The sequence below is a fragment of the Amycolatopsis sp. NPDC098790 genome (genome assembly GCF_044759945.1).
Taxonomy (GTDB): Bacteria; Actinomycetota; Actinomycetes; order Mycobacteriales; family Pseudonocardiaceae; genus Amycolatopsis.
The window spans coordinates 512,645-525,904 of the sequence record NZ_JBIWAI010000005.1 but is presented as its reverse complement, the minus strand read 5'-3'; the positions used below and the strand labels follow the sequence as shown (position 1 = coordinate 525,904).

At 68.1% G+C, this 13,260-nt stretch carries 11 protein-coding genes; 6 read left to right on the top strand and 5 right to left on the bottom strand.

The window, feature by feature from the left end:
* Nucleotides 1-40 precede the first annotated feature (40 nt).
* Nucleotides 41-472, top strand: coding sequence for a CBS domain-containing protein (locus tag ACIQWX_RS36030; RefSeq protein WP_400880975.1), 432 nt, complete (start codon nt 41-43; stop codon nt 470-472).
* Nucleotides 473-594: 122 nt separating this feature from the next.
* On the opposite strand, the gene ACIQWX_RS36025 is transcribed toward ACIQWX_RS36030, so the two are convergent.
* The 3 genes from ACIQWX_RS36025 to ACIQWX_RS36015 all read right to left on the bottom strand — a co-directional run bounded on the left by ACIQWX_RS36025 (nt 595) and on the right by ACIQWX_RS36015 (nt 5,173).
* A complete protein-coding gene (locus ACIQWX_RS36025; RefSeq protein WP_400880973.1) occupies nt 595-1,476 on the bottom strand; it encodes a hypothetical protein in 882 nt (293 codons plus the stop codon).
* 219 nt (nt 1,477-1,695) lie between these two features.
* The gene (locus tag ACIQWX_RS36020; RefSeq protein ID WP_400880971.1) at nt 1,696-3,381 is read right to left on the bottom strand and encodes an Eco57I restriction-modification methylase domain-containing protein; all 1,686 of its coding nucleotides are present in this window, start codon (nt 3,379-3,381) and stop codon (nt 1,696-1,698) included.
* A gap of 238 nt (nt 3,382-3,619) precedes the next feature.
* Nucleotides 3,620-5,173, bottom strand: a complete 1,554-nt coding sequence (locus ACIQWX_RS36015) for a mucoidy inhibitor MuiA family protein (RefSeq protein ID WP_400880969.1) — start codon at nt 5,171-5,173, stop codon at nt 3,620-3,622.
* 84 nt (nt 5,174-5,257) lie between these two features.
* Here ACIQWX_RS36015 and ACIQWX_RS36010 point away from each other — a divergent pair, with 84 nt between their 5' ends.
* The 3 genes from ACIQWX_RS36010 to ACIQWX_RS36000 all read left to right on the top strand — a co-directional run bounded on the left by ACIQWX_RS36010 (nt 5,258) and on the right by ACIQWX_RS36000 (nt 9,181).
* Nucleotides 5,258-7,063, top strand: a complete 1,806-nt coding sequence (locus ACIQWX_RS36010; protein ID WP_400880967.1) for a Xaa-Pro dipeptidyl-peptidase — start codon at nt 5,258-5,260, stop codon at nt 7,061-7,063.
* Nucleotides 7,063-7,710, top strand: coding sequence for a YdcF family protein (locus ACIQWX_RS36005; RefSeq protein WP_400880965.1), 648 nt, complete (start codon nt 7,063-7,065; stop codon nt 7,708-7,710). The genes ACIQWX_RS36010 and ACIQWX_RS36005 overlap by 1 nt, the downstream gene beginning before the upstream one ends.
* A 73-nt stretch (nt 7,711-7,783) precedes the next feature.
* Entirely contained in the window at nt 7,784-9,181 is a 1,398-nt protein-coding gene (locus ACIQWX_RS36000; protein WP_400880963.1) for an FAD-binding oxidoreductase, read from the top strand.
* A 1-nt stretch (nt 9,182) separates the two neighbouring features.
* Here the strand turns inward: ACIQWX_RS36000 and ACIQWX_RS35995 are convergent, their stop codons facing one another.
* Together ACIQWX_RS35995 and ACIQWX_RS35990 are read right to left on the bottom strand one after the other, a co-directional pair.
* On the bottom strand, nt 9,183-9,824 hold the full coding sequence (locus tag ACIQWX_RS35995) for a response regulator (protein WP_400881452.1): 642 nt from the start codon (nt 9,822-9,824) through the stop codon (nt 9,183-9,185).
* Nucleotides 9,821-10,936, bottom strand: a complete 1,116-nt coding sequence (locus ACIQWX_RS35990) for a sensor histidine kinase (RefSeq protein ID WP_400880961.1) — start codon at nt 10,934-10,936, stop codon at nt 9,821-9,823. The genes ACIQWX_RS35995 and ACIQWX_RS35990 overlap by 4 nt, the downstream gene beginning before the upstream one ends.
* Nucleotides 10,937-11,032: 96 nt before the next feature.
* Here ACIQWX_RS35990 and ACIQWX_RS35985 point away from each other — a divergent pair, with 96 nt between their 5' ends.
* Nucleotides 11,033-11,887: a M23 family metallopeptidase gene (locus ACIQWX_RS35985; RefSeq protein WP_400880959.1), complete on the top strand. Its 855-nt coding sequence runs from the start codon at nt 11,033-11,035 to the stop codon at nt 11,885-11,887.
* Nucleotides 11,888-12,047: 160 nt separating this feature from the next.
* Entirely contained in the window at nt 12,048-13,208 is a 1,161-nt protein-coding gene (locus ACIQWX_RS35980; RefSeq protein WP_400880957.1) for a DUF4192 domain-containing protein, read from the top strand.
* Nucleotides 13,209-13,260 lie beyond the last annotated feature (52 nt).

Sequence of the window (13,260 nt, the reverse complement as noted above, 5' to 3'; positions counted from 1 at the left end):
TACCCTGTGGTGATCCAGCTCACCGACGGGAAGGATCGCCATGCGGATTGCGGATCTGCTGCGCAAGAAGGGGTCGGCGGTCGCAACGGTCACCCCGGAGACCACGGTGACCGCGCTGCTGGCCAACCTGGCCGAACACAACGTGGGCGCGATGGTGGTCGTCGCCCCGGACGGAGCGATAGCGGGGATCGTCTCGGAGCGAGACGTGGTCCGCCGCTTGAACGACCACGGGCCGAGTCTGTTGGAGGGCCCGGTGTCCTCGATCATGACGAAGCTGGTGGCGAGTTGTACCCCGGACGATTCGGTGGACCAGCTGTCGGTGTTGATGACCGAGCGCCGGATCCGGCACGTGCCGGTGCTGGCCGAGGGTCGGTTGGCGGGGATCGTTTCCATCGGGGATGTCGTGAAGAACCGGATGGAGCAGCTGGAGAAGAGCCAGGAACAGCTGGAGGCGTACATCTCCCAGGGCTGACGGCCCGGGCATGGGTCTTGTGGAGGCTTCGTCGGATTGCCCGACGAAGCCTCCACGGGTGATGTGATCTTGAGCGCCGGAGCCTGCGGGAGGTAGGTAACGCTTATAGGAAAGTATGATGATCACGTGACTGTGACCGGATGTGCGCGGAGTTCCCTTGCGCGCTCGTGGAAGTTGACCGGGCAGTTGTCGAGAACGCGGTTTATCATGATCTTGAAGAACCTCTCCGGGGAGAGTGAATTGGGAACGATATCCGTTCGCAATGCGACTTGTGGAAGTTGATCGATCTTCTCGTCAATCTCCGCCTCGCCTACATCTGCCGGCACGTTCTCCTCGTCGTCAAGGGTTGGTTCGATTCCGGCGGAGACCAGTGGCTTTTCATCGTCGATCTCGTCGTCTGCAATCTCCCTGGCATCGGCCGTCCGGTCCGGAACGATTAGTGCGACCGCGTCGTATGCATCGTCTTCGCGGCCGAGTTTTCCGAGAAGATCGACGATCCAGTCTGCAATTCTGCGATACTTTGGCTCGAACGCCACCTGGTTAAGGCTATATATAAAACCAAGAGCCGCCTGTGGATGACGACCACGGAGGTTCTTTGCGTCTCCGTAGCTTTCCTCGACACGGTTTGCGGCATTGTTTCCGAATGAGGAGTCCATTCGCTTGGTCGAAATCATCAGCTCGGGCCCTGTGTTCCAGGCCGAGATTACCACATCTACTTGCTTGACGTAGTTCTTTCCTAGGATGTTTGCGCTCGCCGACATTTCGCCGCCGTAGGTCTTTTTGTTTTCCATCATGTTGAGCAGCGCGTGTTCTTGGGTCTTGGTCGCTTCTTTGAGGAGAGCCGTGAAGGTAGAGGGTAAGACGCGGGGGTGCGCAGCTCTGGGCCATACGCTATCCGGCTCGAAGCCCGCTCGTCTGAGCTCGTGTGCCGTCCAAACGTCAATGGCCAGGGCGGGTATCCCGGATCGGGGAGTTGAATTCAGCGCCAAGGGGACCGCGAGCAATTTTTGCAGGGTTGGGTAGTCTGGCCGATAGTTCGGTTCGTTTGGCCCGATTTGCCAAGGGTTACCAGGTCTTTCGGTCACGGCTTTTTGAATGATGCGATCGAATAGCGACCACGCCAAGGGCTTTCCGCTGGGTTTGCTGGCCAATTCAACGCCTTCTGTTGACTGGAAATGTGACTCGGGTTGCCTTTTTGGCGCTTCTTTTTGGTGCTGTCAAGTCTAATTTTTGATTGTCGATGGAACTTGATTAGCGGAGTTGAGCTCAAATTCGTCAAGTTGGATGTTGTAGGCTTTCGCGGCAGCCTTTGTGGCCGCGTCGACATCTCGCTCAAGGAATGCATCTTTGAGGCTCTGACGGGTCTCTTGGCTCAAGGAGTCCGGGTCCGGGACCTTGATCTGCTTCAAGTATTGAGCTTGAAACCGAAGAGTTCCACCGCGCATCCTGACGCCGTATGCTTCGATGAACGCCTGTGCGATCCTGGAAAGCAGGATCCCTCCGAGTACTTCCATCTCCCATGTGTCGGATACGATGTAGTAGAGGTTGTGGTGTGGATAGCACCCGCCAGGCTCGAGGACGGGGTTGATGTAGGCTTTCATATCCTGGAGAAGCAATTTTGGGCGCGCAATGAGATCGAACTGCACTTTGTCGATCGTTCGGTACCAGGCGTTTGGCGTCTTCAGGGCGACGTGTCTCTTGCGCACTGCTGGGTGGCGAGAAAGATAAGCGGCCAACTTTGGGTAATCGCCAAGGGGCACCAGGGATCCATCCTTATTCCATGGATTCACCAGGTAATTCCCCTGCCACTGGAATTCGCCGGATTTTAGATCCTCGGGCATGGAGAGGCGGAGCATTCGGTCTTCTTCGGCGACGTCGGCGTCTCTTGTTATGTAGACTTTGTCTGCGCCGGTGGCAACTCCGATTGAGACACGTGTTTTGGTGGTGACGGGATCGTGAATCGGGGCAAAATTATCATTGAGGTATTCGATTAGCGCGAGGCGGGCGGGAGTGCCGGTCGGCCACAATTCATCTCCGGGGAACCAGTGTGGGACGCGGTGGGCCTTCACGCTTTCGTTGGAGAACGTTGGTACTCGCCGACGGCCGTGAGCCCAGTCCTGCAACTCCCGTGCTGAGGTCTCGTTGAACGCTGAGTTTGTGTCGGCCACTACGGCCTCGCCTTGACTGCTTCTCGCCAATACGGTGATCGCCGGATAGGCGGATACCTGGGTTTCGAACGCGTCCACATCGTGCATTGTCCAAATGTGCTCGACGGAGAACCGATTTGCCACAAGCTTGCGAAGATCTGCACCATATTGATTTCGCATCCAGCGATCAGCACAGATGAAGCCAAGCTTACCTTGATCTCGCAGCATGGTCAGGCAGCGCTCAATGAAGCCGACATATATATCGCCGCGACCGCGCATTGTGAGCCACGTTTTGCGATACGCGACGGCGGTTTCTTCTGTGAGGTCGTCGTACCGGATGTAGGGAGGATTTCCCACTGCGAAGTCGATCTCGATATCTTCGACGTCGTCGAGTAAGAAGTCGGCACACTTGATCCAGCTTCTGGTCAACTCGTCGGCGGTGGTCTCTGAGACGCCTGCGGCGGTCAGGATGCTTCTGCACAGGATACGCGCCTTCGCTACATTTTCCGGCCTGAGGTCGTAGGCGCGGACTGCGTCGTGCAGTGTGGCCGGATCGCGTTGCTTTGCGTTCGCGGACTCGATCAGTCGCTTCACTGCTGGGCCGAGGAACGCCCCGGAGCCGCACGAAGGTTCCAGGAAGCGTCGAGCGCCGAGATCTTCTTGGGTGATGTAGCCCACCAAGTCCAGAAGTAGCGCCGCCACCCAGGGGCGAGTGAAGACCTCGCCGTAGCTCGGGACGGAAGCAGGGGCAGTCACAGTCACGCACGACACTCTAAGAGTGGGTACCGACGATCTTGTGACCGACTCGCTGACGCTGAGCTCTTGCATGGAGGCGAGAACAAACCGTTGCCGGCTGTGAGCGAGCCGGCATGGTGAAACTGGCCTTGGGGCGTGGCTTCGACCAGCTAAGGTCACAAGCTGTGACTGGGCGGTGACTCAAGTGTGTGCATCCAATGACTGGTACGTATCCTCTGTCAGTCGTCGTTGCCTCTTCTAGTGGTTACTCCCGCCAGCCGGACAGCTCCACACCCTTCGCCACATCCACCCGGTAAGACAGCTTCACCTCACCGGTCTGCCCAGGCTCCAAAGTCAACTTCCAAGTGAACTCACCCAGCTCCGAAGTCTCCACAGGCTCCGGCGACGTCTTCACATCCCGAACCGTAACCCCGTCATCCCGAGAAACCGGCGCCTGATCCAATACCGTGACGACAGCGGAACGCGGCCCATGGTTCCCCACCGAAATCCGATACTCGGCCTCCCGCCGCCGCTGCCCGGACAAAGTCGCCTTCGAAGCCGTCCGCCGCACCAGCTCGCGCTCGACTCGGATCCGGTCGTCCACCCCCAAAGCCAACTCCAGCTCCTCCCCGGGAGCCCAAGCCTCCAACGAAGTACTCCCGACGAACTCGGCGTCGTGAAAAACCGAAGCCCGCCCCGGCCGCAAAGCGACCGACGACGTATTGACGACGACAGCCCGCAGATAAGCTTCCTCAGCCAACACCGGCGCCGTCACATAACCCAAAACCGCCGTCAGCGAAAGCTCAGCCAACGTGGTCCGATGCCCGGACGCGCCCGACGGCACCGCCACCGGCCGCGAAGGCCGGTACGTCACCGCCGTCGTGCCCTGCTCCACCGAAGCCAGCTTCGGGGCCATCGGCGCCGCGGCCAGGGCGGCAAAACTCCGTGCCCCCTCCGGAATCCCGCCACCCGACCCGCCGTAAGCCGCCGCCGGCGCCGGCGGGATCGGGTGCACCCGGTCCAAATACCACGGCGACAGCTCCGGTACCACCACCGAAACCGCCGGCCGCGCGGTCGACAGCGCCAGCTCGCACTCCGGCCAGTCCTCGCCCGTGTGCTGGCTGACCAGCCCGTACGACGTCACGCTCACCTCGGTGCCGCGGACCCGGACGTCGTACCCCGGCTCCCAGCTCGCTCCCGGGACCACATAGGACAGTTCCAGCTCCGCCGAACCGGAAGTGTCCGAAATCTCCAGCTCCACCACCACCGACGTACTGTCCTCTTCGGACCGCGCGCTGTGGGACTCGATCCGCCGGTCCAAGGCAGCGAGGTCCTCGCGCAGCCGCGTGATCCGATCGGACAACACCCGCCGCGCCTTCAACGCCGTGGCCAGCCGCGACCCCAGAGCATCGGTCACCTCCGTGACGCGCGACGGCTCGGCCGTCCCCGCCGCCAGCGCCTTCGCGAAGCTCCCGCCACTCCGCTTCGCGAGCGACGTCAGCAGTTCCACCTTCATCGCTTCGGCCGCTTCGTCGTCCACGACGCCGTCGAGCGTCGCCTGGTCCGCGCGTCGCTGCTCGACCAAAGCGCGCAACGCCGGATCGGCCGGGGACGCATGCCGCTCGGTGCGGACGTCGACGCCCGCGATCAGCGCGGGACCGGTCCCGGTGACGCGCACCGAACCCGGGTCGAGCGACAGGGGCAGCCCGGCGAACGTCAGGCGCGGCCCGCCGTCGAGCGGGGCCTTTCCCCGGCGGGTGATCCGGGCCTGCTGCGGGTAGACGGTCACGGCGGCGATCGGCGCTTCCACGGTCGGCATGCCCCCGACGTTAGTCTCTTGACACCCCCGCGGCCGGGACGGAAGTCTCGAAACCCGTCCGCTTCGCCCGGCTTGGGGGTTTGAGTGAAAGCCGCACGAACCGCAGTCCTGCTCCTCGCACTGGCGACCCTGCCGCTGACCGCGGTGCCCGCCGAAGCCGCGCCGCCCGCCCCGGTCTTCACCGGCGGCCAGGCCCAGCCGGTGTTCGACCCGGCCGACGTCGTCCGCGAAGACGTCTGGGTCACCGCGCCGGTCGACAGCGACCACGACGGCGCCGACGACCTCGTGCACGCCCAGGTCGTGCGTCCGCGCGCGACGCAGCAAGGCATGAAGGTCCCCGTCGTCTACCAGGCCAGCCCGTACTACGCCGGCGGCAACGACATCGCGAACCACAACGTCGACGTCGAGCTCTACGCGCCCGGGTACGCCCGCGGCCCGGAAGGCCCGCGCGTCGCCGCGCACGGCGTCGGCCCGGCCACCCCGATCACCTGGCGCTACCAGGACTACTTCACCGCGCGCGGCTTCGCCGTCGTCTACGGCGAGTCGCTCGGCAGCGGCCTCTCGACCGGCTGCCCGACCACCGGTGATGTCAACGAGACGATCGGCGCCCGCTCGGTCGTCGACTGGCTCAACGGCCGCGCGGCCGCGAAGGACGCGAACGGCGCCGCCGCGAAGGCCGAGTGGAGCACCGGCAAGACCGGCATGATGGGCGTCTCCTACAACGGGACGCTGCCGAACGCCGTCGCGAGCACCGGCGTCGAGGGCCTCGAGACGATCGTGCCGATCGCCGCGATCTCCAGCTGGTACCAGTACTACCGCAACGACGGAGCCGTCGTCGCGGCCGGCGGGTTCCAGGGCGAGGACGCCGACGTGCTCGCCGAGTACGTCTACACCCGGGCCGACCGCCGGGTCTGCCGCCCGGTCATCGACGGCCTGACCCGCGACCAGGACCGCGTGACCGGCGACTACACGCCGTTCTGGGACGTCCGCAACTACCGCAACGACGTCGCAAACGTGCACGCGTCGGTCCTCGCGGTGCACGGCCTCAACGACTGGAACGTCAAGACCGACCAGGTCGCCGAGTGGTACGAAGCGCTGAAGGCCCACGGCGTCGAGCACAAGATCTGGCTGCACCAGTCCGGCCACGCCGACCCGTACTCGCTGCGCCGCGACGTCTGGCTCGCGACGCTGAACAAGTGGATGTCGCACTACCTTTACGGCATCGACAACGGCATCCAGAACGAGCCGAAGGCGACGATCCAGCGCGAGGACCTGTCGTGGACCGACGAGGCCGACTGGCCGGCGCCGGGCACGTCCGACGTCCGCGTCTACCCGTGGCCGGGTGGCAAGGCGAAGGGCGCCATCGACACCCGCAACCCGGTGCCGGGCACGGCGGCCGTCGAAACCCTCGCGGACGACTCGTCGAAGACGATCGAGCAGCTGGCCGGCCTCGCGTCTTCCGGCAACCGGCTGCTGTACGCGACTTCGGCGGCGAAGCAGTCCGTACGACTCTCCGGCACCGCGCGCGCCGACCTGGCGCTGGCGTTCGACCGGCCCGCGGCGAACGTCTCGGCGATCCTGCTCGACCGCGCCCCCGACGGCACGTCCCACATCATCACGCGCGGCTGGACCGACCCGCAGAACCGCACGTCACCGGCCCGCACCGAGCCGATCACGCCCGGGCAGACCTACCGGATCGGCGTCGAGCTGATGCCGAAGGACTACATCCTCGCGGCGGGTCACCGGCTGGAGTTCCTGCTGGCTTCCAGCGACCACGACTACACCCTGCGGCCCAAGCCGGGCGCGGGGCTGGCGCTGAACCTGACGAGGACGTCGGTGACGCTGCCGGTGACGGGCGGCAAGCCGGCCCTGCGAGCCGCGTTCGGCTGATGCTGCCGGAGCACCTGGACGCCGATGTCCGCACGCTGTGGGAGTACCACGACCTGCGGCACGAGCCGCGGCGTTCCGACGTCGGGATCGGGCTGGGCAGCCGCGATCCCGGCGTCGCCGTCCACACCGCCGAGCTGTTCCACGCCGGGCGCTTCCCGCTCGTCGTCTTCACCGGTGCCAACGCCCCGACGACGGTGGAGCGCTTCCCGCGCGGCGAAGCGGTCCACTACCGCGAAATCGCGCTGGAGCTGGGCGTCCCCGACGACGTGATCCTGGTCGAGCCCGCGGCCCGCAACACCGGCGACAACATCGCGTTCACCCGCCGGCTGCTGGCCGAGCGGGGGATCCGGTCCGTGACGCTGGTGACGCGGCCGTACCAGCAGCGCCGGGCTTACGCGACGGCGAAGCGGCTCTGGCCCGGCGTCGACGTCGTGTGCGCGTCGCAAGCGGCCTCGTTCGAGGACCACGTCACCGGGGAAGAGGACGTCGAGCGCGTGGTCAGCATGCTCGTCGGCGAGACCCAGCGGATCACCGAGTACGCGGCGCGCGGCTTCGCGATCCCGCAGCCCGTCCCGGCCGGGGTCGAGCGGGCGTTCGGCAGGCTGGCCGCGGCCGGGTTCACGCAGCGTCTCCTCCCACGCCGCTGAAGATCACCGTCTGTAACGATCTTCGCAGGTCAGGCGACTTATGGGGGTTCTGTCCGCTGTGAGAGGAACCGCCATGACCTCGACCGCCGAACCCACCTTGGCGAGCTTGCGCGCCCAGCTGACCGGATCCCTGCTCACCCTCGGCGACGCCGGCTACGACGTCGCCCGATCGGTCTGGAACGGGGAGATCGACCGCCGCCCCGCCGTGGTCGTGCGGCCCGCCGGGCCCGCGGACGTCGCGGCGGCCCTCGCGTACGCGCGCGAAGCCGGGCTCGACGTCTCGGTACGCGGTGGCGGGCACAACTTCGGCGGCGCGGCGGTCGTCGACGGTGGCCTCTGCCTGGACCTGAGCTCGCTGCAGGCGATCAGCGTCGACCCCGAGAGCCGGACGGCGCGCGTCGGCGGCGGCGCGACGTGGGCGCAGCTCGACGCCGCCACCCAGGAGCACGCGCTCGCGGTGCCGGGCGGCACGGTCAGCCACACCGGCGTCGGCGGGCTCACCCTCGGCGGCGGCTTCGGCTGGCTCTCCGGCAAGCACGGCCTGTCCTGCGACAACCTGCTCTCGGCCGAGGTCGTCACGGCCGGCGGCGAGGTGCTGCGCGCGTCCGCCGGCGAGCACCCCGACCTCTTCTGGGCGCTGCGCGGGGGCGGCGGCAACTTCGGCGTGGTCACCGAGTTCGAGTTCCGGCTGCACCCGGTGGGCCCGCTCGTCCACCTGGGCCTGTTCTTCTGGGGCATCGAAGACGGCGCCGCCGCCCTGCGCCAGGCCCGCGACGTGCTCGAGACGCTGCCGCCCGAAATGGGCGTCCTGGTCGCCGGGCTCAACGCGCCGCCCGCGCCGTTCGTGCCCGAGCAGCACCACTTCCGACCCGGCTACGCGCTGCTGATCGCCGGGTTCGAGGGGGAGGAGCACCACGCCGACGCGATCCGCGGGGCGCGCTCGGGACCGGCGCCGCTGTTCGAGTTCGTCTCGCCGATCCCGTACGTCGAGCTGCAGCGGATGATCGACGACGCCGCGCCGTGGGGCATCCTCGGCTATGAGAAGGCGGCCTTCGTCGACGGCTTCACCGACGAGGTGGTCGAGGTGATCGCGGACTTCCTGCCGCGGAAGACCTCGCCGATGTCGATCATGCCGATCTTCTCGATGCGCGGGGCGTTCACCGAAGCCGACGAGGCCGCGACGGCCTTCGGCGGAGCCCGGCGGACGAGCCTCGCGGTGAACATCGCCGCGATCGCCGCCGAAGCGGAGCCGTTCGCCGCGGACCGCGCGTGGGTGCGCGAGTTCTGGGAGGCGCTGGTGCCGTTCTCGTCGAACTCGGCCGGCTACGTCAACTTCATGGCGGAGTACGAAGCGGATCGCATCCGGGCTTCCTACGGCCCCGAAAAGTACGAGCGGCTCGCGCGGATCAAGGCGCAGTACGACCCGCGCAACGTCTTCCACCACAACGCGAACATCCCGCCCGCGGAGTGAGTCAGTCGGCGATGCCCGCCCGGTAGGCGAAGGCGACCGCCTGCGCGCGGTCCCGCAGGCCGGCCTTGGTGAACAGGTGGTTCACGTGGGTCTTCACGGTCGCTTCGCTCACCACGAGCGTGCGCGCGATCTCCGTGTTCGACAGGCCCGCCGCGATCAGCCGCAGCACCTCGACCTCGCGGGCGGTCAGGCCGTCGACCTCCTTGACCCGCCGGGGCGTGCTGCGGGTGGCGGCTTCGACGAGCCGCCGCTGCAGTTCGCCGTCCACTGTGGACTGCCCGGCGGCCGCCGAGCGCAGGGCGCGCGCGATGGCTTCGGCGTCGGCGTCCTTGGTGAGGAAGCCCCGGGCGCCGGCGCGCAACGCGGCCAGCAGGGACTCGTCGTCGGCGTAGGTGGTCAGGACGACGACCTCGGTGCCCGGGTGCCCGGCGCGGATCCGTTCGGTGGTTTCGACGCCGTCGCAGCGCGGCATCCGCAGGTCGACGAGGACGACGTCGGGGTGGTGCTCGGCGACGAGGTCGAGCGCGGCCAGGCCGTCGGCGGCGGCGCCGACCACCTCGACGCCGGGCAGCAGCCCGAGCAGCGTGACCAGGCCTTCCCGGACCACCGCCTGGTCGTCGGCCAGCACGACGCGCAGCGTCACGCCGGCACCGTCAGGTGAACCCGCCATCCGTCCTCCCCCGGCCCGCTCTCGAAGCGCCCGTCGAGCAGGGTGACCCGCTCGCTCATCCCGCGCAAACCGTAGCCTGCCGCCGGCGCGTCCGGCGGTCGCCTGCCCTGCCGGTCGGCGACGGTCAGCTGCACCGACCCGCCGGTGTAGTCGAGGGTGACGTCGACGTCGGCCTTCGCCGCGTGCTTGCGCGTGTTGGCCAGCGCTTCCTGCACCGCGCGGACCAGCGCGGTGCCGACCGCGGCGTCCAGTTCTCGGGGTTCGCCCTCGACCTCGAGGTCCGCCCGCGCCCCGCTGTCGAGCCGGTAGGCGGCCAGCAGGTCGGCGATCGCGCGTTCGACGGGCACGGCGTCCTCGCGCAGCGCGGCCACGGCCTGGCGGGCCTCGGCGAGGCCGTCCGACGCCAGTTTCTGCGCCCGTTCGATCTGCGCGACGGCGTCCGGGCTCGCCCCGTCGCGCACCAGCATCAGCCGGGCGCCCTGCAGGTTCAGGGAAAGCCCGGCCAGCGAGTGCGCGAGCACGTCGTGCAGCTCACGCGCGATGCGGGCGCGTTCGGCGAGGGCGGCGGCGCGGGCGTGCTCCTCGGACGCCGTCTGCGCGCGGGCCAGCGCCAGCTCGGTCTGCTCGACCCGGGCGTTGCGCGTCCGCCGGTTCAGCCCCATGAGCACGATCACGGCGAGGACCGCGTAGGTCGACAGGGCGCTTTCCCAGAGGTCCTGGCGGGCCACCCAGACCGCGGTGATCAGCGCGGCGTCGAGCACGATCGCCAGCACGATCGGTACCGGAGCTTGCCGCAGCACCACGAAGAACGTCGTGCTGAACATCGCCACCGTCGCCCAGCTGCCCGGCAGGGCCACCCACAGCGCGCCGGTGGACGCGATCACCGCGAGCGACAGGATCGCCGACGACGTCCGGGCACCGAGGTCGGCGATCCACGGCATCGGGATCGACAGGACGAGGGTGATCCCGATCAGCACCCAGGCGACCGCGTCCGCGCGAGGCATCGTGGTGATCATCGGCACCGCGACGAGCCCCCAGCGCAGCCAGCCCTGTGGCGTGGGGAACAGGGGTCGTCGAGGCGTCATTCGGGGTGTCCTCCGCGGGTGCTTGTACGGAAAATGTACCGACGGGGGCTTCCCTTCGTGGAGTCAAGCTGTCCCCTTTGCCAGGAGGTAAGCCCCATGTCCAGGTTGCGACGGCTCGCCGTGTTCGCCGCCGCCGCGGCGCTGCCCGCGCTCGGCCTCACCCTCGCCGGCCAGGCGCCCGCGTCGGCCGCGCCGAACTTCCAGGTGCCGTTCAAGTGCGGGGTCACCGTGACCGCGGCGACGTTCAGCGGCCACAGCCCCGAGTACTCGGTCGACTTCCAGAAGTCGGGCATCACGGGCATGCCGGTGCTCGCCGCGGCGTCCGGCACGGTGACCCGCGTCGCTGACGAGGGCAGCACGAGCTACGGCAAGTGGATCGAGGTGGACCACGGCAGCGGCTGGCGCACCCGGTACGCGCACCTGTCGGCCCAGGAGGTTTCGGTCGGGCAGTCGGTCGGCCTCGGCAAGGAGCTCGGCAAGGCGGGTGCGACCGGCGGCGTCACCGGCCCGCACCTGCACTTCGAAGAGCGGCTGAACGGGGTGGTGCAGAAGGCGAAGCTGAACGGCGTCGCCGTGCCGTACTACGGCCACACGAACTTCACGAGCAAGAACAACTGCGGCGGCAACCCCTACTCCGCCGAAGAGGTCTGCGGCGACGGCTTCTCCGTCGTCGACCAGCAGGCGCTGGCGAACTCTTCGGGCACGGCGTACCTGCTGTACAACTCCTCGACCAAGGCGAACTGCGTGACGACGCTGAAGGCGACGTCGCTCGGCACGGCCAGCCCGGTCTCGGCGTTCCTGGAGGTCGAAGGGGCCGCGCGGGTGACCGATTCCGGCAGCTTCACCTACTACGCCGGGCCGGTGAAGAAGACCGCCGCGGCCACGTGCGTGAAGTGGGGCGGTTCGGTGGGCGGCAACACCTACGAAAGCGGTTTCGAGCACTGCGGCTGAGGCCGGACCGGTCGGTGGGGCCGGGCACGATAGCCCGCCCCACCGACAAAAACCCGCCGCCCGGGCGCCTTCCGCCCGGTTCCGTCCACATCGGCCCCGGCCATCCACAGATTCGCCGCCACACGCCCCACCCGGCCCCGTCCTGCCCCACGCTGGAGGCATGACCACTTCCACCCCGACCGGCCGGCCGCCGGTCGACCTCCGAAGCCCCGCGCAGCTGCTGGCCGCGCTCCCGTACCTGATCGGGTTCCGGCCCGCCAACTCCGTCGTCCTGATCGGTCACCGAACCGACCGCGTGGGCCTGGTCCTGCGCGGCGACCTCCCGCACCCGGAAGACCGCGCTCGGCAGGCCCGCGCGCTCGCGGCGAGGTACGTCCTGTCGCCGCCCACGGCCGTGACACTGGCACTGATCGGCGGCGGCCGAAGACCCGGCAGCCCGCCACCGCACGCGGGCTTCGCGGCCGAGCTGACCGAGGTGCTGGACGAGCTCGGCATCCCGGTGCTGCACGCGTTGTGGGCCGCGGACATCACCGAGGGAGCGGCCTGGGGCTGCTATTCGGACCCGGAGTGCGGCGGCGAGCTCCCGGACCCCCGCGCGACGGTGACCGCAGCGTGGGCGACCGAAGCCGGCTGGGTCGCGTTCGACAGCCGTGAGGAGCTGGAGGCACTGCTGGCTCCGCGTTCCCCGGAGGCGGTGGTCCGCCGGAGTGCGACGCTGTCGGGGATGCCGTCGTTGCCCTGGCCGGAGTCGACGTGCGTGGCGGAGGCGGCCTCGGTGATCCGAGCCGCCTTCGAGCGCCAGCGGCGTGGCGCGGGGCCGCCGACGGACGAGCAAGCGGTCCTGCTGGCGAGCGCGTTGACGCTCCCTGAGATCCGCGACGCGTGCTTGGGCATGGCGGTCCCACCCCACACGTCACAGGCACGCGAGGCCGAGCGGCTGTGGTTGGCGCTGGTCCAGGAACTCCCGGCCCCGGAGCGAGCCGAAGCGGCCACGCTGCTGGGCTACACATCCTTCATGCGCGGCGACGGGACGTTCGCGGGCATGGCCCTGGACACCGCGTTGGAGGCCGACGAGGACCACGTGCTGGCGGGGTTGCTGCACACCGTGCTGCAGCGCGGCATGCCCCCGGAACAGTTGCTGGGGCTGGCGTTGGCGGCGGACCCGGAAGGGATGGCCGGCTTCGGGCTGGAGCCACCGGAGTTCGACGAGGGCGGCGCGGGTTTCCCGATGACTGTCGCTTGTGGACTTCCGGAGCTGGTGGGAGACGAGCCGGTCGCCGAGGTCGCGCCATCCTGTCCGCACGCGGTCGAACCCGGGTGAGCTGCCCGGCGAGCTGACCGTCGCAGGCGGGCGACGGTCAGCTCGACACCCG